The 21,533-nt window shown below is 32.2% G+C and carries 17 protein-coding genes; 8 read left to right on the top strand and 9 right to left on the bottom strand.

The features are described 5' to 3' along the window. Position 1: 1 nt before the first annotated feature. From GKZ88_RS08785 to GKZ88_RS22305, 8 genes are all read right to left on the bottom strand, one after another. On the bottom strand, positions 2-1,549 hold the full coding sequence (locus GKZ88_RS08785; protein ID WP_155101996.1) for a DUF4407 domain-containing protein: 1,548 nt from the start codon (positions 1,547-1,549) through the stop codon (positions 2-4). Continuing rightward, positions 1,533-2,777 (bottom strand): DUF4407 domain-containing protein, encoded by a 1,245-nt coding sequence (locus GKZ88_RS08780; protein ID WP_155101995.1) that lies wholly within the window; start codon positions 2,775-2,777, stop codon positions 1,533-1,535. Before GKZ88_RS08780 ends, GKZ88_RS08785 begins: the two co-directional genes overlap by 17 nt. Then, on the bottom strand, positions 2,774-3,037 hold the full coding sequence (locus GKZ88_RS08775) for a hypothetical protein (RefSeq protein ID WP_155101994.1): 264 nt from the start codon (positions 3,035-3,037) through the stop codon (positions 2,774-2,776). Before GKZ88_RS08775 ends, GKZ88_RS08780 begins: the two co-directional genes overlap by 4 nt. A 346-nt stretch (positions 3,038-3,383) precedes the next feature. Beyond that, positions 3,384-3,665 carry a membrane protein insertion efficiency factor YidD gene (gene yidD, locus GKZ88_RS08770; protein ID WP_155101993.1) on the bottom strand — a complete coding sequence of 94 codons (282 nt, stop codon included), beginning with the start codon at positions 3,663-3,665 and terminating at the stop codon, positions 3,384-3,386. A gap of 1 nt (position 3,666) precedes the next feature. Beyond that, complete coding sequence (locus tag GKZ88_RS08765) at positions 3,667-3,897, bottom strand: hypothetical protein (RefSeq protein ID WP_155101992.1); 231 nt, start codon at positions 3,895-3,897, stop codon at positions 3,667-3,669. A 148-nt stretch (positions 3,898-4,045) separates the two neighbouring features. Continuing rightward, positions 4,046-4,714 carry a response regulator gene (locus GKZ88_RS08760; protein WP_155101991.1) on the bottom strand — a complete coding sequence of 223 codons (669 nt, stop codon included), beginning with the start codon at positions 4,712-4,714 and terminating at the stop codon, positions 4,046-4,048. Positions 4,715-4,720: 6 nt separating this feature from the next. Continuing rightward, complete coding sequence (locus GKZ88_RS08755; RefSeq protein ID WP_347343862.1) at positions 4,721-6,337, bottom strand: ATP-binding protein; 1,617 nt, start codon at positions 6,335-6,337, stop codon at positions 4,721-4,723. A 134-nt stretch (positions 6,338-6,471) separates the two neighbouring features. Beyond that, positions 6,472-6,648: a hypothetical protein gene (locus GKZ88_RS22305; RefSeq protein WP_196216461.1), complete on the bottom strand. Its 177-nt coding sequence runs from the start codon at positions 6,646-6,648 to the stop codon at positions 6,472-6,474. Between the two features lie 388 nt (positions 6,649-7,036). Here GKZ88_RS22305 and GKZ88_RS08750 point away from each other — a divergent pair, with 388 nt between their 5' ends. Further along, on the top strand, positions 7,037-7,966 hold the full coding sequence (locus tag GKZ88_RS08750) for a hypothetical protein (protein WP_155101989.1): 930 nt from the start codon (positions 7,037-7,039) through the stop codon (positions 7,964-7,966). Positions 7,967-8,020: 54 nt separating this feature from the next. Here the strand turns inward: GKZ88_RS08750 and GKZ88_RS08745 are convergent, their stop codons facing one another. Then, on the bottom strand, positions 8,021-9,634 hold the full coding sequence (locus tag GKZ88_RS08745; protein ID WP_155101988.1) for a L,D-transpeptidase family protein: 1,614 nt from the start codon (positions 9,632-9,634) through the stop codon (positions 8,021-8,023). Between the two features lie 508 nt (positions 9,635-10,142). On the opposite strand from GKZ88_RS08745, the gene GKZ88_RS08740 reads away from it, so the two are divergent. The 7 genes from GKZ88_RS08740 to GKZ88_RS08710 all read left to right on the top strand — a co-directional run bounded on the left by GKZ88_RS08740 (position 10,143) and on the right by GKZ88_RS08710 (position 21,313). Next, on the top strand, positions 10,143-12,296 hold the full coding sequence (locus tag GKZ88_RS08740; protein ID WP_155101987.1) for an alpha-glucuronidase family glycosyl hydrolase: 2,154 nt from the start codon (positions 10,143-10,145) through the stop codon (positions 12,294-12,296). A gap of 169 nt (positions 12,297-12,465) precedes the next feature. Then, on the top strand, positions 12,466-13,203 hold the full coding sequence (locus tag GKZ88_RS08735) for an SDR family oxidoreductase (RefSeq protein ID WP_155101986.1): 738 nt from the start codon (positions 12,466-12,468) through the stop codon (positions 13,201-13,203). 163 nt (positions 13,204-13,366) lie between these two features. Continuing rightward, positions 13,367-14,530 carry a mannonate dehydratase gene (gene uxuA / locus GKZ88_RS08730; RefSeq protein ID WP_155102127.1) on the top strand — a complete coding sequence of 388 codons (1,164 nt, stop codon included), beginning with the start codon at positions 13,367-13,369 and terminating at the stop codon, positions 14,528-14,530. A gap of 217 nt (positions 14,531-14,747) precedes the next feature. Continuing rightward, entirely contained in the window at positions 14,748-17,324 is a 2,577-nt protein-coding gene (locus tag GKZ88_RS08725) for a glycosyl hydrolase 115 family protein (RefSeq protein ID WP_155101985.1), read from the top strand. 170 nt (positions 17,325-17,494) lie between these two features. Next, positions 17,495-18,604: an endo-1,4-beta-xylanase gene (locus GKZ88_RS08720; RefSeq protein ID WP_155101984.1), complete on the top strand. Its 1,110-nt coding sequence runs from the start codon at positions 17,495-17,497 to the stop codon at positions 18,602-18,604. A gap of 220 nt (positions 18,605-18,824) precedes the next feature. After that, positions 18,825-20,258: an MFS transporter gene (locus tag GKZ88_RS08715; RefSeq protein WP_155101983.1), complete on the top strand. Its 1,434-nt coding sequence runs from the start codon at positions 18,825-18,827 to the stop codon at positions 20,256-20,258. A 29-nt stretch (positions 20,259-20,287) separates the two neighbouring features. Continuing rightward, positions 20,288-21,313, top strand: coding sequence for a glycoside hydrolase family 43 protein (locus GKZ88_RS08710; RefSeq protein WP_155101982.1), 1,026 nt, complete (start codon positions 20,288-20,290; stop codon positions 21,311-21,313). Positions 21,314-21,533 lie beyond the last annotated feature (220 nt).

Genomic DNA, 21,533 nt, shown 5'->3' with positions numbered 1-21,533 from the left:
TTTAATTGTTGATTTCTGTATTTTGATTATATAGAAAATCTAATAATCCCTTTTCGTCATTTGAAATTTTTGTGATTGCCCGCATTTTAGTTCTAAATGGACAATCCAGCCAATATTCATATTTTATCATTTCCTCATCTACATATTCTTTAAATATGCTTCCTGAGATTTCATTGTACTTTTGAACATTATATTGTTTTAGTTTTTCTAATAATGGATTTAGTCTTTCTAATGATGCTTTATTGAATAATGATATTTTAATGGTTAGATTTTTTTTAAAGACTTTTTTAGTATGATCATATTCTTCTAAAATAATTTTGTGTTCAATAAGCATTCTTTGAAAATAATAATCAGAGGTTCTAATATTAGAAATATTGATAGATTTAATTTTATTTTCTAACCATCTGAAATTTGTTGTGTTAATTAATTCTTCTCTCAGTTTAATAATCTCAGCTTCATTTTTTTCTTTAGTTTTGAAAACTAGAGAACATACACTACGAACCTTGTATTTGAAATAAATTGGCAATAGAAATATTGCACAAACACTTAAAGTAAGAAGCCACGAAAACAGGCTTTCAGCAAATAATATTTGAATAGTTTTTATGTAAAAATTGCTCTTGTTTAAAAGAATATTCAAAGAATTATAGTTTTTAATCTTATCGTTAACCAATATTGTTAAGTTAGTTTTGAAATCATCAAAATCTTTCTTCAAAGAGCCTTGTATAGCTATTGAATTAATATTTGTTATGAAGTTTTCATCAGAAATTAATTCATTATTCAATAGGCTTTCAAGTTCATTTAATATTTTGGCTTTTTTTTCTTCTTCTTTATCGTTTAAGCTAAATTTTTCATCAATTTTATTAAACTCTGTAAGTTTCTTTGTAGCGTTTATTACAAATAAACTATCCGTTGCAATTTTTGATTTTATAATATTTAAATGACTTGTAATTAATCGTGTTTCAGCTAAATTTAAACGAGTAGTTATTTTATCATTAAATTCTTTTTGGTTAGTTAATTCCTCTTTAATCAATTGCTTGTTAGTTAATGAGTAAAGCTTAATTCTTTCTGAGATTTTGTGTTTTTCAATATTGCTTTTTATTGAAGAAGAAAACATGAAGACATTCAAAGGCTGTGCAATTATTACCGCTAACAACATCATAAATCCAATTCTTAAATTCATTGAAAGCGTTAAAAACTTATTGCTATTTTGATTTAAGTCTGAATTGTCATTAGAATACTTGTTTTTTTTTCTTTTAGATGATAATGGAATAATTGCAGGAGAAATAGTGTGCAGTAATAATAAATACATATTTACGATTACTGCGCCCCAAATTATTCCCATCGGAAGACTGACCCATTTAGCTCCATCAAATAAAGAAATAATGAAAAATGTTGCACTAAAAAAACATCCTGTAAATATTAGCAAAACAAAAAAACCTATTAAGGCAAACCTTGTTTGAATATTGGCATTGCATCTTTTTAGAATATAATTGTCTTCTCCAGAACAAGTGAATAAAAAAAGCCGAATTTCGTTAACTGCTTTGTTCATTTTTTTCGATTGAATTAATGTAATTATCTAGATTTTCATCTATCTTTTTCATTTCTCTTTCTTTATATTTTTGAACAGCATATGCAGTTAGTTCTTTTTGAATTTCTGTAACTTTCATTTTTTCGAAAATCAATTTTTCGGCTTCGTGATTAATTACTAAATGTTTTTCTACTCCTTGTTTATCTTTATAATAATCATACTTAACTTCAATTCCATAATCAGCTTTGATTAGTTCATCGCGATTTTCTGCTAGATAATCATAAGTGGTTTTGGTTAACATCAATTTGAAAAATATAGGTGTTAACTCAATAGCCATGAATAATAAGGTTATAAATAACGAAATCCAAAATCCTGCAACTTCATGGGCAATTTTTATTCTTTCTAGCAAACCATCTAGACCATTTGCTATTTTAGTATTATCAGACCTTGCTTTGTCTTTTTCTATTCTTAAAAAATCTTTTCTTTTATTTAATTCAGCTAAATCTTTTCCATTTTGATTGTCAAAAGTTTTTAATTGATTAGACAAATCATCTAATTGTGATTTTAAAGCTTTTGATAGTGGTCCATTGCCAGCAGGAACTTTTTCTCCTTTACCCATTAAATTATCAGTATAGGCTTGTTCTGCTATTTTGATTCTTTCATTAAGAGCATTTCTATCCTTTGCAATATTTCCAAATTCTGCCGTTAATAGTTTTTCTCTATCGGCATAAGTTTTATCCACTTTTTTTTGATATTCAGCTTGTTGTTCAAGTTGTTTTTCTCTTAGTTTTATATCAATTTCAGTTTTAAACATTCTAATTTCAACAGGTTTTGAAATTGTCATTGCGATAATCATTCCCATCAAAATTCTAGGAAGAGCACTTTTTAATTCTCCTACAGTTATTGCTTCAGTTCCATCTCCTTTACCTGTACTAGTAACAATAAATCTGTCGATATTAAATATCATTAAACCCCAAACAATCCCAAAGAATAGCGCTATACAAATAGTCTGTAAATCTATTGGATTCTCAATTGCAGACCCGCGTGGTTCAAATATGGTATAAAAAGCATAACCGCCTGCAATTCCTGCCAAAGCACCAGTTGCAAAAACAATTCCTCCAAGACACATATATTTTATTTGATCAGAATAAGTTGCTCTTTCAAGTAAATAGCGATCACCTCCTGCACATTTCCATAGAAATCGCATTAATGCACTTGATTCAGGTAATTTGTAATATTCTCGTGTCATATAAATTCGTTTTGGTTATAATTATTATGTTTGATATTGAATGTTTGATTTTCGATAGTAACTTTTGATGTTTTTATTCCTAGTTTTGAAATGGAAATCCCGATCAAAGAATGAGTTAATTGAGGAATTACATTTTCCTTTAGATTTAAGGAAAGATTTGAAAAATTCGTTTTAAAACTTTGATTTTCGATTTTTAATGATGGTTCAAATTTTAATACGTATTTCTTTTTTCTAAAAAAACCATGAATTACTATATTCATGTTTGGAGGTATATTTTCAAGGTTGAAAATTTTGATACTCTTTTCTGAAGTTTTTTTATTGTTAAATGAATACCATAAAGCATTTTTAAATTCATAATCAATAATGACAAAACTATTTTTAAACAGATAATTTGTTTCGTAGTTTAATTTTAACAATTCAATATCCTTATTTCTTTTAAAAAGAATAATTAAGAATCTTACCAATACTATTTTTGTAAAGGCTATCTGTTTGAATAAATATTTTAGATGTTGTGAAAACAAAATTTCAAGGTTTTAAGTTATATGACATCTGATAAATCTAATCAGAATTGAACCCTTCAGAAAGAGTACTAATACCTGATTTTATTTAAGTAATTAATCTGTCAGCAATTTCTTCCTCACCAATTATTATTTGAGAAGGAAGAATCATTTGTATTTTATCATTAATTGGATTCTGAAAAATTGAAAAATTTCCTCTGCAGTTTTTATATCGAAATTGAAATGCTTTAAGCCCTTTAATAAAACCTTCTTTTTGAGTTATTTCAAAAACATAATTAGAACAGGATTTTTTAAAAATGCATTTTCTTCTGTTAGACTGAGGAATTAATATCCAATACAATCGAATAATTAATAAGATGAAATATTTCATTTTATTTTTCAAAAACGATTAAGTGCGTGAAAAGTGTTTGTGCAGGTCTTGCCCCAATTCCAAAACATCCTAATTCTGCATGAACAAAAGTTGTAATGTTTTCTACTCGAACATATTTCCAGCCTTTATCAGTATGATATTTTATTGCACTTTCTAATTGTTCTGCAATTTGTGTAGATGCGTCTTTCTTTAAATCGATTGAAGCTACAAATGGTATTACTTTGTGTTCCATAATTTTTTAAGTTTTAATTAGTTGATTAATAATCCAAAAGTAAAATCAATAGAACCAACATTTTACGGAAATCCATAATCCATAAAATTTTAAATTTTTGCAATAAAAAAAGCCCCCGAAGGAGCTTTAAAATAGGAATGGCGGGAATTTAAATTATTCCCATATCTTTTACAATTGAAATCAAATGAAGCGTATTATTCGCTTTAAAAAAGTCTTTTAATCTCGAAAGTCTTTTTTCCATAGCACTTTTGCTGTTTGGTCTAGTTCCTAAGGTTTTTAGAATTTCTATTATTTCATCTTGAGAAGTGCCGTCAGCTAAATATTTTAAAATCTTAATATCCAGTTCTTCTATTTCGAAATTGTTTTTTTCCTGTAAAGTGGAAGATATTTCTGGAGAAATAAATTTTTTATCAGAACTTGAAATCAGATTGATTGCTTTTTTTAATTCTTCAATACTGTTCAAACTTTTTAAAACAAAACCATCTATTTCAGCATTTTCAAAAAGCGATTTAATACGAAAGCTTTTGTCTTCGACCGAATAGACAATTATTTTAATATCAGGTTGTAATTCACGTACTTTTTGAACCAGTTCATCCCCATTTATAATATTTGGTTCACGATGATCTTTTTTAAAAGAAAGATCACTAATTAATAATTCAAAAGGTTCATTTTTGTGAATTGCTGCGCGTATTTTTAAAAATGCATCATCACAAAATTTAGAATGTTGGTAATCGGCAATATTTAATTCTTTCAAAACCTGTTGAATTCCTAAATTCATTGCATCGATATCTTCAGCTATTATTACTTTTTTAAACATAGGCTTTTATTTAGGCATCGTTATTTTTACTTTAAAACCTTTTTGAGGTTCGGTTTCAAAAGTAATCGCTCCTTTTACAGATAAAATACGGTTTTCCATATTTTGTAAACCATTTTTTATAATTTTTGATTTTTCAGAGCCTTTTCCGTTGTCTGAATAATTTATAAAGATTTTATTACTGCCGGTTTCAAATTTTAAAACAACTACTGAAGCTTCGCTATGCTTTTTCATGTTAACCATTAGTTCTTGTAAAACGCGATGAATTGTTATCTTTTTAAGCTCTTCGATTAAATCCCAATTTATTTTTTCGACACCATTAATCGATACATTTATATTGTTGTCGCTGTAAGTAGAAAGCATTTCTTTCAAGTTTCTAGAATAATTTGCTCCAGTATCTATATCGTTATTCTCTCTTGAAATACCTCGAACTCTAGTATAAATATGATTTAGTTTTTGCAATAAGATTCCTGTATTATTTTCGGCTGTTAAAGATTGAGTTTGCGTAAAGGTTATTGTATCGAAAACATCATTTGCCAATTCATCATGTATATCTTTTGCAATTCTTGTTTCAGTGTCGTAGGCAGTTTTTATTTTTCCTATTCGGTTTCGATTATCATAATGTTTTTTCAAATAGGCAAGCAAAAAGAGGAGAATAATTAGAGTTCCAATAAATACGATTTTCTCTTTTTCGGAATCTTTTTGGGCTACAGCTTTTTCTAAACGCAATTTTTCATTTTCGTCTTTTTCCTTTTTTGAATCGTATTTAATTTTTGCGAATTTATTTTTAAAATTATTTCTAACTTTTAGGATACTATCATTTAAGAAAATGAATTTTTGGATATATTCTGTTTTATTGGTCACAGAATTATTGGTCATTAAAAAAGATAAAGCCTTTAAACGCTCATCAATACTATGTATTTTTGTTGCCGTTTCATAGGCATTTAAGGCAAATTGTTTTGACTTTTGAGGCTGGGTATTAGAGTGAAATTCTGATAAATGTAAATTGTTTTCGATGCTTCCGTAATCTTTAATATTACGTTGTCTTAGGTCTAGACTTTGTTTCATAAACGAAAAACCTTTTTCATTTAAGCCTTTTTTGAACAAAGCGTAGCCATAATTGTCTAAAATTCCGGCTTTACTATTTATGAATTGATCTCCAGATCCTTTTGTATTTAAAATAGATTCAAAGATTTTGATTGCCTTATCGTATTTTTTTTGATTAATATAAACGACCGCGATATTGTTTAATATAGATTCTTTGCACAAAGAATCGGAACAATCTTTAAGTCCTTCGTTATAGTAGTAAATAGCATCATCATAATTAGATAATTCCTTATCAGCGATTCCAAAAAAGTTATTGATTGCGGCACTGTAAACATCCTTTTTTTTTACATAAGGTAATGCTTCAGTAAGTGTTTCTCTACTGCCATAATAATCTCCATTAATTTGTTGGATATTAGCCATGAGAATAAGATTGTAAACCAAATTGGCGCTATCTTTCGAATTTTCAAATGCTATTTTGGATTTGTTTAAATTATAAAAAGCAGTACTAAAGTTTTTTTTTGCAAAGTCAGCTAGGCCTTTTTCCTGATTCTTTTTTGCTTCTTTCTTTATGGAATCCATATTCGCAGTGATAGGTTCTTTTTCATTGCATGAAAAAAGAAAAACAAATAGGATTAAATATAAAAACGGGGATTGTAACATAAACTTTACTTTCCCCGAATTTAATGATTAAATTATATTAAAATAAATTTTATTTAGTCTTTGGTTGGCGGTGGTGGCGGAAGTGGCACAGGCAAATCTCCAGGTCCATCAGCATAAGAAGGTTTTACAGGACTAATTTCCTTTTTAACATCATCATATTCGTCGGCTGTGCAAGAAAATAATGTAGTTGACAATAGGGCGAACGCTCCCAAAATGAATATCTTTTTCATAATAATTTTGTTTAAAATTTTGAAATAGGTATTGCTGTCCGGAACTTTTCCAGAGCATTTTTTAATGGCAATACCAAATTGTTTTTTTGGGAAGTGAGGTATGTAAAACAGTAAGATTTTTGTTTAGACTTCCCGGCTAAACTCCGTCTTACGGATTTCCATACTTTTAATAAAACTAGTTTTGTACTTTTGTTTTTAATCTGCAGATCATTACGTTAACTAATTTTGTTGAGGCAAAGTTATGGGGGGTTTAGAGCTGTATTGATCCGAAAGTCAGGAAAGTCTAATTAGTTTTTTTAAAGTTGAGATAAGTTCTAAAAAGTCACAAAAAGTCATAAAAAGTAGAATAAAGTCCTTTAGAAAAAGTTGTAAAAAGTTCAAAATGCCTATGTCAAACTTTACTATTGAAGATTACAGAAAAGCGATTAAAGCTAAATATGAAGAAGAAATAGAAGGAGAATATTCAAATAATTTAAGTTCGCCAACGACTGCAAATCTTAGAAATTTATGTATCAAAAGATTTGAGTCAAATAATAGTAAAGATGACTTAAGCGCCTTTGAGTATTTTTTTAATTTTCCATTTGATAAGGATAAAAAAAACTTATTTGGAGAAGAAGAGCTAAATAAATTAGAGGCAGTTAAGAGATTTTTTCAGGGCAAAACGGAGAAACCAGCAGAAGATACTATTCAATTAGCCGCCATACTTGTAGATCTTCAGCCAAGACCTTTTAATAAGTTTAAGAAGCATATTGATGAAGAAGATTTAGAACTAATAAATGACTTGAGGATTCCTAATAATTCCGGTAAAGAAGTAGTTTCTGATACTTTGAGGGAGCAAGTAGAAATTAAAGACTTAGAGGATTTAAAAACAGAATGTGCGACTGAAGAATCACGTTCAGAATCAAAAAAGTCAGTTAAGAGAAATAAGTATTTTGAAAAGCTATTTAATAGATCAAAACCGACAATGATTACAACTGCTGTAATTTTTTGTTTAATAGCAGCAACAATCTATTTTGCTTTTATTAAAAAGCATTGTATGCAATGGTCTCAAGATCATTTTGACGTTGTAGATTGTAATTCAAATAGTTCAGATAATCAAAATAAAATAATTCCATATGATGCAAATCTTCTGGAATTTAAGAAATTAAGAGTCTGTGATACGACAACTAATTATAGCGCTATCTGGTATTCTAAAAAAAATAATGTTGTAGAATTTTTTAATACGCATGGAAAAAACCCAGTAAATGATAGTCCACTTAAAGCTGTGTCGAAACATATTTTTGAAACATATGCAGAAAAATGTGGTTCTAAAAAATAAAAAACCTCCCAAAAAAATCTTCTTTGGGAGGTTCATTGATGAGGTGTATTAGATCTATTCCTGATCAGATTTATAGGCAGTATCATTTGGGAATAACATTCCATTTAAACGAGTATCTCTCTGATATACATCAGGGTAAAAATTCATATTTCCGTCTCTTGTTACCCAAGCGGTAAAATACCCTATATAAATTGGGATTTTTTTCTTCAAGAAAAAGGGTGTTTCTTTTTCACCGCTCATTGCTGCATTTATTTTATCAATTGTCCAGTCGGGATAATCTTTCATCATCGAAATGGCAAGTTCTTTCGCCTTTTCAACATTAATACAGCCGTGGCTGAAAATACGTTTTTCAAACCCAAACAAAGATTTAGATGGAGTGTCGTGCATGTAAATATCATTAGGATTTGGAAACATGAATTTTACAAGTCCTAATGCGTTATCTGGTCCTGGTTTTTGTCTTACTTTACCGCCGTTCCATTCCATATTGTGATCGGCTAGATAATTTTTATCTTCGGCCATTTTTAATTTTAATTCGTTTTGAATAATACTGGTAGGAACGGACCAATATGGGCTGAAAACAATTCGATCAATCTGCCCGCTGAAAATCACGGTTTTGGTTAAGGGAGTTCCAATAAAGACCTTGGAAACAATATCAAAATTCTTATTTCGTACAAAATACAGCATAAATGAAGGAATATTGACCATTACATATTCGTCCTGATCTTCCAAGGATGGCGGAATCCATCTGCAGCGCTCCATATTCAGCATGATCGTTTTGATTCGGTCGCTGACTGGCTCATTCATTTGGTCGATATGTTCTTTGGTAATAATATAATTTGGTGTCAAAGCGTGACGAATTTTATATTTCATTACGCCATCCATCAATTCCTGATCATAAAAATTACTTTTAGAATCTTTTGCCAAGTCGCCAATTACAAATAAACGTTGTCTCACATCGGCAATGGTCTGCGAAGTGGCGTCTGGGCGTAAATCTTGAAAAGGACTGTCCATGTGAATCACATTCCACTGATTGTTCTTTTCAATTTCGCGGTATTTTTTTAAGACTTCTTGAAGTTTATAATATTGGCTAAAAAGAACATGCTTGTTTTCCTTCAATAAATCTGGATTGCTTGCAATTGAATCTAATAACGTATCATAAGACAATTTTTTCTTTGGCAGATACCATTGAATTTTATTTTGTTCATCGGCATTAATTCCTTGATAAACGTGTTTGGCATATAAAATATACATAGAACTCAGTAAAAGCTCCGTATCAGAATCTGAAATTTTTGATTTCGATTTTGATTCCTCATTAAAAACTTCGTCGAGTTTGCCTTTGTACGGAATTTCTATTTGAACACCCTCTTCATAAGTCGAATTTAATTTATGATACAAAAGATATCCAAACTCATTGATATCATCGTTTTCATACCAAATCGCTTTATATGATCTGTCCTGATATAATTTGGCAACATCGCCTTGATACGCTTTTAAATCAGAATATTTTTTGAAAAAAGTGGTAATTGAAGCACCGGTAATTGTGGGAGCAGTAATAATGAAATGATTCTTTTTATCTGCAGAAAAGTTCAGATGATTGCTCGAGTAAGCAAATGAAGAATTTGAAAAATACCCAAATAAAAGAATTACAGCAAAGGTAAAATTTTTCATTTTTTTTTGATTTACGTTAGTAGTCCTTTAATGAAACAGTGAAAACAAAAGGTAATCTGTGTAAAAAAAATGATTTGGGGGAAATCAGTAATGCTACTCAAATTTATAAAAAATATCTTAATATTTTACGCTTTATGTTTTAAGAAATTTTGGCTTTAATGGATTCTATTTCAGTGTCTTAAGTTGTAATGATTTCTTGGTGGGAATCTTGCATCTTAGTGTTCGGCTTTCAGTATTTTTAGAGCCTGAGTAGAGAATTTTTAAAGCAAAGAAAGTGCAGGACAGTTTTTTAAATTAGGATACTTTTATTTGTCTTTAAAATTATTTTTTTGAAAAAAGTGGAGTTAAAATTTTTTTCTTCTCTAACAATCTTATATTTTTACGCAACCGATTGCAATTGTTGTTTTATTTGTAATAATGTATTTTTTAGATTAAATTTTTATCAAATATCTTTATTGTTACATAAAACATTGATTCTTTCAAAATGTAAATTTTAAAGAATAATAAAATGACTTTATCAAGATTTGTATTCCTGTTTGTTCTAATTTCTTTTTCAGCTTCGGCTCAAAAGGATTATAAATTATGGCTTCAGTATAATAAAATAACAAATCCTGAAATTGTTTCAGAATATAAAAGCAGTCTTAAGAGTATTATTTCATTTGGAAATTCAGAGACCTTAAAAATTGCGACAAAAGAACTAGAAACTGGCATTTTGAGCATCTTAGATCAAAAGCCAGAAATCAAAAAGGAAATTGAAGGAGAAAATAATTTGATTATTGGAAGTCAATTTTCTCTGAATTCTGATTTGCAAAAAGCACTTCAATCTGATTTTGAAAAAATAAATAATGAAGGTTTTATCATTAAATCGATTGCTCTAAAAAATAAAAAACAGCTTATTATTACTGGAAAAAATGATGTTGCCGTTTTGTATGGCGTTTTCAGTTTCTTGAGATTAATGCAGACAAATAAATCGCTTAAAGATTTAAATATTGCTGATTCACCAAAAACAAATATCCGAATTTTAAATCATTGGGACAATCTCGATCGCACTGTCGAACGCGGTTATGCTGGATTTTCACTTTGGAACTGGCAAAAATTGCCTGATTTTATAGATCAGCGTTATATTGATTACGCCAGAGCAAATGCTTCAATTGGAATTAACGGAACGGTTTTGACCAATGTAAATGCCAATGCCTTGATTTTGACACCCCAATATTTAGAAAAAGTTGAAGCTTTAGCCAATGTTTTTAGACCTTACGGAATAAAAGTGTATTTAACCGCAAGATTTTCGGCGCCAATTGAAATTGGAAATCTAAAAACTGCCGATCCAAAAGATCCTGAAGTGATGAATTGGTGGAAAAATAAGGCAACCGAAATTTATAAACGAATTCCAGATTTTGGCGGTTTTTTGGTAAAAGCAAATTCTGAAGGCCAGCCTGGTCCGCAAAATTACGGAAGAGATCATGTTGATGGAGCCAATATGCTTGCTGATGCCGTTGCGCCGTTTGGAGGAGTAATTATGTGGCGAGCGTTTGTATATTCTGAACATGACGCGAACGATCGTGCCAAACAAGCTTACGCCGAATTTCAGCCGTACGACGGAAAATTCAAAGAAAATGTAATCGTTCAGGTTAAAAACGGAGCAATCGATTTTCAGCCGAGAGAACCCTTTCATCCGTTATTTGGAGCAATGCCAAAAACGCCTTTAATGATGGAATTTCAAATCACTCAGGAATATTTGGGTTTCAGTACACATTTGGTTTTTCTGCCTAAATTATTTCAAGAAGTTTTAGCATCAGATACGTACCAAAAAGGAAAAGGTTCAACCGTTGCCAAAGTTGTTGACGGTTCTTTATACAATAATAAAATTACTGGAATTGCCGGCGTTGCCAATATTGGAAATGATTTAAACTGGACCGGACATCCTTTTGCGCAGGCAAATTGGTACGGCTTCGGAAGATTGGCGTGGAATCCTTATTTAGATGCAGAAGTTATCGCTGATGAATGGCTAAGAAGCACTTTTTCAAATGATGAAAATTTCATCAAACCAGTTAAAAAAATGATGATGGAATCGCGTGAAGCGGTTGTGAATTATATGACACCGCTTGGTTTGCATCATATTATGGATACAGGTCATCATTACGGACCAGGGCCGTGGGTTTCGAATTTGTCCCGACCAGAATGGAATCCGGTGTATTATCATAAAGCAGATAAAAATGGAATTGGTTTTGACCGATCAAAAACAGGTACAAATGCCACAGCGCAATATGCACCAGAAGTTGAAAAACTTTTTGATAATTTAGAAACCTGTCCAGAGAAAGATTTATTATGGTTTCATCATGTTTCATGGGATTATAAATTGAAAAACGGACAAACGCTTTGGAATGGCCTGGCATTGAAATATCAGGAAGGCGTAAATCAAGTGGCAGCAATGCAGGATGTTTGGAACAAAACTGGAAAATATATAGACAGTGAGCGTTTTCATGAAGTTCAAATGTTATTGGAAATTCAGTACAAAGAAGCAAAATGGTGGCGCGATGCCTGTTTGCTTTATTTTCAGCAATATTCTGGTAAAGAACTTCCGTTGGGAGTGGAAAAACCAACGCAGACATTAGATTATTTTAAATCATTAAAATTCCCATTTGCACCGGGAAATGGATAATAAATGGAGTAATTATAACGCAGATGTGACGAATTCGCTATCGCGAAGACACGGAAAAAAACGGATTTCCCACTTCTAAAAATGAGAATAAAAAAAATCCGTATAAATCAGCGTTTTCGCGATAGTGAATTCGTTTCATCAGCGTACGAATAAATATATTTTAAAAATTATGAGCAAGAAATCGGCAATTGTTACCGGAGGAAATTCGGGTTTAGGATTTGCAACAGCAAAAAAACTTTGTGATAATGGTATCACAACTTACATAATAGGAAGATCAAAAGAAAAAACAGAAGAAGCCTGCAAGGAAATTGGAGAAAATGCTGTTCCAGTTATTTTTGATTTGAATGATTTGGCTGGAATTCCGGCTATGATTGAAAGCATTGCTAAAAATAGTCCAATTGATATTTTGGTAAATAATGCCGGAATCAATCTGAAAAAAGAATTTTTAGATGTTACCGATGAAGATTTTTTATCGATAATTCACACCAATCTTTTAAGTGTTTTTGCAGTCAGTAAAGCGGTTGTAAAAAACATGAAAGAAAATGGAGCAGGAAGTATTGTAAACATCAGTTCGATGGCATCACAATACGGAATCCCGAAAGTAATTGCGTACTCAGCCAGCAAAGGTGCAATCGAATCGATGACTCGTGCCATGGCGGTAGAATTGGCTCCTTTTGGAATTCGTGTTAATTGTGTTGCTCCTGGATTTATCAAAACGAAAATGTCGGCAAAAGCATTGGACAGCGATCCAGAAAGAAAAAATAAAGTATTAGGAAGAACGCCAATGGGTTTTTTAGGAGAACCTTCAGATATTGCTGATGCCGTTTATTATTTCGCTTTAAGCGAATCAAAATACACAACCGGAACTATTTTGCCTGTCGATGGCGGAAATAGTATTGGGTTTTAATTTAAAGTTACTAAGGGGCGTAGGCTCATAGGTTCAAAGGTTTTTTAAAGCCACAGATTAGAGGATTAAAAAGATTAAAATCAGCTCAATATGCAAAATCTGCGGGAAACAAAACTTTGCGACTTAGCGCCTTCGTGGCATAAAAAAAAATAGTATGACAAAAATGCAACAAACAATGCGTTGGTTTGGACCTCAGGACAACGTTACTTTATTAGATATCAAACAAGCTGGAGCAACCGGAATTGTTACAGCTTTACATCATATTCCGGTCGGAGAAGTCTGGACGATCAGTGAGATTAAAGAAAGACAGCAAATAATTAAAAATGCTGGATTGGAATGGTCGGTTGTGGAAAGTCTTCCAGTTCATGAAGAAATTAAAAGAGCTTCTGGAAATTATCTTCAGTACATTGAAAATTATAAAATCAGTTTAAAAAATCTGGCAGCATGCAGTATTAAAATTATCACCTATAATTTCATGCCGATTCTGGATTGGGTTAGAACACATCATAATTTTGTTAATACTGACGAAAGCAAAGCTTTATTGTACAATCAGGATGCTTTTACTTTTTTTGATGTTTTTCTTTTAAAAAGGCCAAACTCAGAAAATGATTATTCAGATATAGAAAAAGAAAATGCACTGCAATTTGGAAATCAATTATCTGAAGAGGAAAAAGCATTATTATTTAAAAATGTTTTATTAGGATTGCCGGGAAGCAAAATCAATTTTACGGCCGAACAAATTTTGGCACTTTTAGAAAATTATGCCGATATCGACAATCAAAAACTGAGAGAAAATCTGATTTACTTTTTATCTGAAGTTGCGCCAATTGCAGAAGAAGTTGGAGCTAAATTAGCGATTCATCCTGATGATCCGCCATTTTCAGTTTTAGGTTTGCCAAGAATTGTTTCAACAGAAGCCGACTTAAAGGCGATTTTCGATGAGGTTCCTTCTCAAGCTAATGGATTATGTTATTGCACAGGTTCTTTAAGCGCCGATCCAAAAAATAATCTGGAAAAAATAATTGATGATTATGGAGATAGAATTCACTTTTTACATCTGAGAAACACCATCCGCGAAAGCGAAACTATTTTCCGTGAATCAGAGCACTTAAATGGCGATGTGAAAATGGAAATTATTCTAGAGAAAATCCTGTTGCTGATGGATAAAACAAAGATAAGTCTGCCAATGCGCCCAGATCATGGATTTTTGCATGCCGTTGATGAAAAAACAGAAACGTATCCAGGTTACTCATTGACAGGGAGATTAAAAGGTTTGGCAGAATTGCGAGGTTTGGAAATGGGAATTGCTTATAAATTGAATTTGTAATAGTATTGAAATAATACGTTTTGTTTGTCATTCCGAGGAACGAGGAATCTCCGCGAGAAGCTCTACAAAGCTTGGCGACATTCTGTGCGGAGTTACTTGCGGAGATTCCTCGTTCCTCGGAATGACAAACTAGACTAAAAACTATGTGTGTTTATACAAGTGAAACGCCTTTTTACAAACAAAGAAAATCTATGATTCTATGTGTTTAAAAATTAAGATGCTAAATATAATTTCTCTGCTTTTCCTCTTCGGATTAAGCACAAAATCATATGCAATAAATCCAGATAAATACGTAGTAAATAAAGCTTCTTCCAAAAACTTCCCTTTGGTTTCAAAAGGAAAGACAGCTTCAATTTTAGTCAGTTCAACTGATTTTTCGGGCGTTTTGAAAGTTGCGGGACATTTAGAAAATGATATTTTTAAAGTGTCAGATTTGCATCCAAAGCGAATTAAAAAGATTTCTGAAGCCGAAGATTTTGTGGTTATTATTGGAACATTTGGAAAAAGTGAAATCATCAATCAATTAGTCAAAGACGGAAAAATTGATGCGAATCAGCTTCAAGGAAAATGGGAAAAATTTACCACGCAAATTGTCGAAAATCCTTTTAAAGGAATTAAAAAAGCTTTGGTAATTGCAGGTTCGGATAAACGAGGAACGATTTACGGAATTTACGATTTGTCAAGCCAAATTGGAATTTCTCCATGGTATTTTTGGGCCGATGTTCCGGTTAAAAAGCAATCGGAACTGCATGTTTTACACGGAATTCATTCGCAGGGAGAACCAAAAGTAAAGTACCGCGGTATTTTTATAAATGATGAAGCGCCGGCATTAACGGGCTGGGCTTTTGAAAAATACGGCGGATTCAATTCTAAATTTTATGACAACGTTTTTGAATTGATTTTGAGAATGAAAGGCAATTATTTATGGCCGGCAATGTGGGGAAGAATGTTTTATGTGGATGATCCGCAGAATGCTGTTTTGGCCGATGAATACGGAATTGTGATGGGAACTTCGCATCATGAGCCTTTAACAAAAGCCCACGCCGAATGGGGAAAAGAAAATGGGAAATGGGATTTTAATAGCAATTCAGAAACCTTGATTAATTTCTGGAAAGACGGAATTAAAAGAATGGGAAATAAAGAAACCATTGTTACCATTGGAATGCGCGGTGACGGTGACGAACCGATGACGCAAGGAACTGCAATTGGTCTTTTGGAAAATATCGTAAAAACACAGAGAAATATCATTCAGGAAATTACTAAAAAACCAATTGAAGAAACACCGCAAATGTGGGCGCTTTACAAAGAAGTTCAGGATTATTACGACAAAGGAATGACGGTACCCGATGATGTTACGCTTTTATTGTGCGATGACAATTGGGGAAATATTCGAAAATTGCCGGAACTGAATGCAAAACCCAGAAAAGGCGGTTACGGAATTTATTATCATTATGATTATGTAGGCGGACCTCGAAATTATAAATGGATCAATACCAATCAAATCGAGCGTACGTGGGAACAAATGGATTTGGCGTATCAGCATGGAGTTGATAAAATCTGGATTGTAAATGTTGGCGACATAAAACCAATGGAATTCCCGATTGCCTTTTTCCTCGATATGGCGTGGAATCCTGAAAAGTTTAATGCAGGAAATTTACAAGATTATTATGTGAATTGGGCGAAAGAGAATTTTGGAAATCAGTTTGCACCAGAAATTGCCGAGATTTTAAAATTGTACACCAAATACAATTCCCGCAGAAAACCTGAATTATTAGATGAGAAAACATACAGCATTACCAATTATAACGAAGCAGATCGCGTTTTAGCGGATTATCAAAAATTGGTCGAAAAAGCCAATTCCATAAATAAAAAATTGAAGCCAGAATATAAAGATGCTTATTATCAGCTGGTTTTATTTCCGGTTTTGGCAAGCGCAAATTTAAATGAATTGTATGTCGCGACGGCTAAAAATCATTTATATGCAGAGCAGGGAAGAGCTTCGGCAAATGATTATGCTGAAAAAGTAAAATCATTATTTGAAAAAGATAGTCTGTTGACCAATTATTATCATACCAAAGTAGCGAATGGGAAATGGAATCATATGATGTCACAGACGCATATTGGTTATACAAATTGGCAACAGCCAGATAAAAATGTAATTCCGAAAACGAAAACAATTGAGGTTTCAAATAAAGCTGAAGCGAAAATTTCTGCAAAGGCTGAGACATCAATTAATAAAAATAGAAATTTAGATCATGTTCGAGGTTTTGTTGAGGATAACGGTTATATTTCGATAGAAAGTAAAAACTATTCTAAAGCAATAAATTCGGATGCTGTAAAATGGACTATAATCCCAAATCTTGGTAAAACAGATTCTGGAATAACAATAAAACCTTCGAATATTCAGCCGATTGAAATTTCGGACAAGTCGCCAAGATTAGAATATGATGTTCATTTTTTCAGCGAAGGAAATGTAAAAGTAAGCGCCTATTTTTCGCCGACAATTAATTTTAAAACGGGAGATGGTTTAAAATACGGAATTGGTTTTGATGATGAAAAGCCTCAGATAATTAATTTTAATCAGGATGATTCAGAGAAAAGTTGGGCTCAATCGGTTGCTAACAATATTAAAATTATAACCTCAACACATCAAATAGAAAATGCAGGAAATCACGTTTTGAAAATTTATGCTGTTGATCCAGCATTAGTGCTTCAGAAAATTGTAATTGAGACGGAAGAAGGAAAAGTTTTGGAGTCGTATTTAGGACCGCCTGAGAGTTTTAGGAAGGAATAATCTAAAGGAGATAATCCGTGCTGTTTGTCATTCCGAGGAACGAGGAATCACACTCGAAACTCCGCACAGAATGTCGCCAATCTTTGTCGAATCCCGAGTGTGATTTCTCCTCCGTCGAAATGACAAGATTGAGAGAGAAAAAAAACGATTAACTATTAAAACCAAAATATATGAAATTTATTAATCCTTATGTGTTTGCCGTCGCAACATTGCTGATGGTAAGCTGTTCTTCGAAAAAAGAAATGCTGTCGTTAAAAGACGCCTATAAAAACGATTTTTACATCGGTACGGCTTTAAGTGCAGATCAAATTCAAGAGAAAAATACCAAAGAAGATTCATTGATTAAAAAAGAATTTAATGCAATTACTGCAGAAAATATTATGAAATCAATGTTTGTGCATCCGCAAAAGGATAAGTATGATTTTACATTGGCAGATAAATTTGTTGCTTATGGTGAAAAAAACAAAATGTTTGTTCACGGACATACTTTGATTTGGCACAGTCAATTGGCTCCTTGGATGGAAAAAATAAAGGACAGCACAGAGATGAAGGCTTTTATGAAAGATCATATCACGACAATTGTTTCAAAATATAAGGGAAGAATTGGTTCATGGGATGTTGTCAATGAAGCTTTAAATGATGATGGAACCTTAAGAAAATCGGTTTTTTTGAATACGCTTGGAGAACAATATTTGGTTGATGCTTTCAAATTAGCAGCAAAAGCAGATCCAAAAGTAGATTTATATTACAACGATTATAATATAGAAGAACCTGCAAAAAGAGCTGGAGCAATTGCTTTAATTAAGAAAATAAAAGCAGCGGGCGGAAAAATTGATGGAGTTGGAATTCAAGGACATTGGCGATTAGCAAGCCCTTCAATAGAAGAAATCGAAAAAAGTATTTTAGAATATTCGGCTTTAGGAATTAAAGTAGCGTTTACAGAATTAGATATTACAGTACTTCCAAATCCGTGGGATTTAAAAGGCGCAGATGTAAATCAGAAATTTGAAGGAAACGAAAAAATGAATCCGTATTCAAAAGCATTGCCAGATTCTATTCAAAATAAATTGGCAGAACGATATGCTTCTATTTTTAAATTATTTTTAAAGCATAAAGACAAAATAAGCAGAGTTACTTTTTGGGGCGTTCATGATGGACAATCTTGGTTAAACGACTGGCCTATAAAAGGTAGAACAAATTATCCGTTGCCATTTGATGCTCAATTAAAACATAAAAAAGCGTACGACAGTATTCTGCTGCTTAAAGAGAAAAAAGAGTAAAAAAGGTGTGAATTCTATTTATTGAGAATGCCGGCAGACTGTTTTTTTGAAAATAATGTAATAAAGCAAAGTAAATTTGGATGGTATATTTTTTTTACTAAATTTACACAACCGATTGCTTAAGCAGAAACCTTTTGAAATCAGTGCAAGAGCTAACGAAATAATCAAAATTTTTGTGAGTATTGATTATGAAACTAACCAAAATAACCACGAACTAATAATGAATTTTAATTCCCAAAAATTATCCATTAAAGAAAAAATTGGATATAGCTTAGGCGACTTGGCAGCCAATTTAGTTTTTCAAACTTTGATGACTTATCTGGCCTATTTCTACACCGACATTTATGGCTTATCGCCAGCACATTCTTCTATAATAATGCTGGTTGTCGGTCTGATTGCAGCTTTCATTTTTAATCCTATTATTGGTGTTTTGGCAGACAGAACAAGCAGCAAATGGGGAAAATTCAGACCTTGGATTTTATGGACTGCCGTGCCGTTAGGAGTAATTGCATTGCTGGCTTTTACAACACCTAATTTTTCGTATCATGGCAAAGTAATTTATGCTGTCGCGACTTATAGTTTATTATTGCTTTTTTATGCCGGAAATAATTTGCCTTACTCGGCTTTAAGCGGTGTAATTACAGGTGATATGGGCGAGCGAAACAGTTTGTCGTCATATCGCTTTGTAGCAGTAATGTTTGCACAGTTTTTTGTTCAGGTTTTTATGTTGGGAATTATTAAAAGTGCCGGAAACGGAGATAAAGCCGTTGGAATTGAGAAAGTTATGACTGTTCTAGCTGTTATTGGAACAATTATGCTTTTAATTACTTTTTTCACCACAAAAGAACGTATTGTTCCTAAACCAGAACAGAAATCAAGCGTCAAAGAAGATTTGGCAGATTTAATAAAAAACAAACCTTGGCTGATTATGCTGGCTCTGACCACTTTGGTTTTCATTACGCTAGCAATGAAAGGTGGGTCATATGTTTATTATTTTGAGAATTATGTAGATAAAGAACAATTGGCAATAGTTATTCAGCCTATTTTGAATGTATTAGCTGATATTGGATTGAATCAGTTTGGAAGTGACCCAATCGCAGCCGGTTTTGGATTGTTTAATGCGGGAGGAATTATCTTTATGATTGTTGGGATTACGTTATCAAAAAGACTGGCAGATAAATATGGAAAACGAAATATATTTGGTTCCTTTTTATTTGTTTCAACCCTATTTGTTTTAGCTTTTTATTTCTTTTCTTCTAAATCAATCAGCTTCATGTTTTTCTCCCAAATTCTGCACGGATTTTTCTACGGAATAACAATCCCAATTCTTTGGGCGATGATTGCCGATGTTGCTGATTATTCAGAATGGCTTAATAACCGCCGAGCAACTGCAATTATTTTCTCTGCCATGATGGTTGGATTAAAGGCAGGTTTGAGTATTGGCGGGGCTTTGACTACTTCATTATTAGGATATTTTAATTATGTGCCAAATGCAGCACAACAGAGTGATATAGCTATAAACGGAATTAAACTTCTTGTAAGTGTTTTTCCAGCAATACCTTTCCTGATTGGTGTTGGATTATTGTTTTTCTACAAAATCGACAAGAAAATGGAAGTTCAGATTGAATCTGACTTAAAAGAAAGAAGAGTTTAGTGTATTTAAAAAAATAAAAAAAAGAGAACATGCCTGAAGATAGTATTGAAAACATTGACTTCGCTGCGTTAGATAAGCGCGCTATTTCAAATCCATTAGTAAATCATATTTATACCGCTGATCCATCGGCACACGTTTTTAACGGCAAAATATATATCTATCCATCGCACGATGTTGATGCAGGAATTCCATTTAATGATAATGGAGATCATTTTGGAATGGAAGATTATCACGTTATTTCAATGGATAATGTAGATGCAGAAGCTGTAGATCATGGAATAGCTTTACATGTTGATGATGTTTCCTGGGCAGTACGACAAATGTGGGCGCCCGATGCGGCCTGCAAAAACGGTAAATACTACTTATATTTTCCTGCAAAACGTGCAGACGAAATTTTCCAGATTGGTGTTGCAGTAAGCGATTCTCCAACGGGTCCTTTTAAACCAGAAGAAAATGCGATAAAAGGAAGTTACAGTATTGATCCGGCTGTTTTTGAAGATCATGACGGAAAGTTTTATATTTATTTTGGAGGAATTTGGGGCGGTCAGCTTCAAAAATACCGAAACAATACTTATGATAAATCAAATGAAGAACCTCAGGCAAATGAAGCAGCATTAGGCCCAATTGTGGCTTTGCTTACTGATGATATGAAAGAATTTGCAGAAGTTCCAAAAGAGATTAAAATTCTTGATGAAAACGGAAAAGAACTTCTTGCGGGCGATAACGACCGTCGTTTTTTTGAAGCTTCATGGGTTCATAAATACAACGGAAAATATTATTTCTCCTATTCAACTGGTGATACACATTTTATTTGTTATGCGATTGGCGACAGTCCGTACGGGCCTTTTGTTTATAAAGGAAGAATTTTAAACCCGGTTGTAGGCTGGACTTCGCATCATTCAATCTGCGAAATAAATAACGAATGGTATTTGTTTTACCATGATTCGAGTTTGTCAAAAGGAGTAACACATTTGAGGTCTATAAAAGTGACCAAAATTGAATATAATGAAGATGGCTCAATTGTAACGATAGATCCATACAGTAAAGAAGATTAAATAAGACGATTTTCAAAATTAATTCTAAAGATGATTAACGTAAAAACAGCCGGTTTAAAAATTACATTATTAACCTTTTCTATGGTTAGTGTAATGGCATGTAAAAAAATTTTCTTGAAACCACAACCGGTTGTTCAAGGAAATGCGGTTAATTACAATGGGATAAATTGTCAAAGAAAAGATGATGCGTCTGTCAATATTTTTAGATCAGAAAAAGAAT

The sequence above is a fragment of the Flavobacterium sp. LC2016-01 genome, from assembly GCF_009711135.1.
Classification (GTDB): domain Bacteria; phylum Bacteroidota; class Bacteroidia; order Flavobacteriales; family Flavobacteriaceae; genus Flavobacterium.
Note: the sequence above shows the minus strand (reverse complement) of the source record. Positions and strands in the feature narration are given on the sequence as shown.

Coding starts and splice junctions, on each gene's coding strand:
- GKZ88_RS08785 (WP_155101996.1), bottom strand. CDS start 1,549: ATGAACAAAGCAGTTAACGAAATTCGGCTTTTTTTATTCACTTGTTCT.
- yidD (WP_155101993.1), bottom strand. CDS start 3,665: ATGAAATATTTCATCTTATTAATTATTCGATTGTATTGGATATTAATT.
- GKZ88_RS08755 (WP_347343862.1), bottom strand. CDS start 6,337: ATGGATTCCATAAAGAAAGAAGCAAAAAAGAATCAGGAAAAAGGCCTA.
- GKZ88_RS08735 (WP_155101986.1), top strand. CDS start 12,466: ATGAGCAAGAAATCGGCAATTGTTACCGGAGGAAATTCGGGTTTAGGA.
- GKZ88_RS08750 (WP_155101989.1), top strand. CDS start 7,037: ATGTCAAACTTTACTATTGAAGATTACAGAAAAGCGATTAAAGCTAAA.
- GKZ88_RS08720 (WP_155101984.1), top strand. CDS start 17,495: ATGAAATTTATTAATCCTTATGTGTTTGCCGTCGCAACATTGCTGATG.
- GKZ88_RS22305 (WP_196216461.1), bottom strand. CDS start 6,648: ATGAAAAAGATATTCATTTTGGGAGCGTTCGCCCTATTGTCAACTACA.
- GKZ88_RS08725 (WP_155101985.1), top strand. CDS start 14,748: ATGCTAAATATAATTTCTCTGCTTTTCCTCTTCGGATTAAGCACAAAA.
- GKZ88_RS08775 (WP_155101994.1), bottom strand. CDS start 3,037: ATGAATATAGTAATTCATGGTTTTTTTAGAAAAAAGAAATACGTATTA.
- GKZ88_RS08760 (WP_155101991.1), bottom strand. CDS start 4,714: ATGTTTAAAAAAGTAATAATAGCTGAAGATATCGATGCAATGAATTTA.
- GKZ88_RS08710 (WP_155101982.1), top strand. CDS start 20,288: ATGCCTGAAGATAGTATTGAAAACATTGACTTCGCTGCGTTAGATAAG.
- GKZ88_RS08765 (WP_155101992.1), bottom strand. CDS start 3,897: ATGGAACACAAAGTAATACCATTTGTAGCTTCAATCGATTTAAAGAAA.
- GKZ88_RS08745 (WP_155101988.1), bottom strand. CDS start 9,634: ATGAAAAATTTTACCTTTGCTGTAATTCTTTTATTTGGGTATTTTTCA.
- GKZ88_RS08715 (WP_155101983.1), top strand. CDS start 18,825: ATGAATTTTAATTCCCAAAAATTATCCATTAAAGAAAAAATTGGATAT.
- GKZ88_RS08780 (WP_155101995.1), bottom strand. CDS start 2,777: ATGACACGAGAATATTACAAATTACCTGAATCAAGTGCATTAATGCGA.
- uxuA (WP_155102127.1), top strand. CDS start 13,367: ATGCAACAAACAATGCGTTGGTTTGGACCTCAGGACAACGTTACTTTA.
- GKZ88_RS08740 (WP_155101987.1), top strand. CDS start 10,143: ATGACTTTATCAAGATTTGTATTCCTGTTTGTTCTAATTTCTTTTTCA.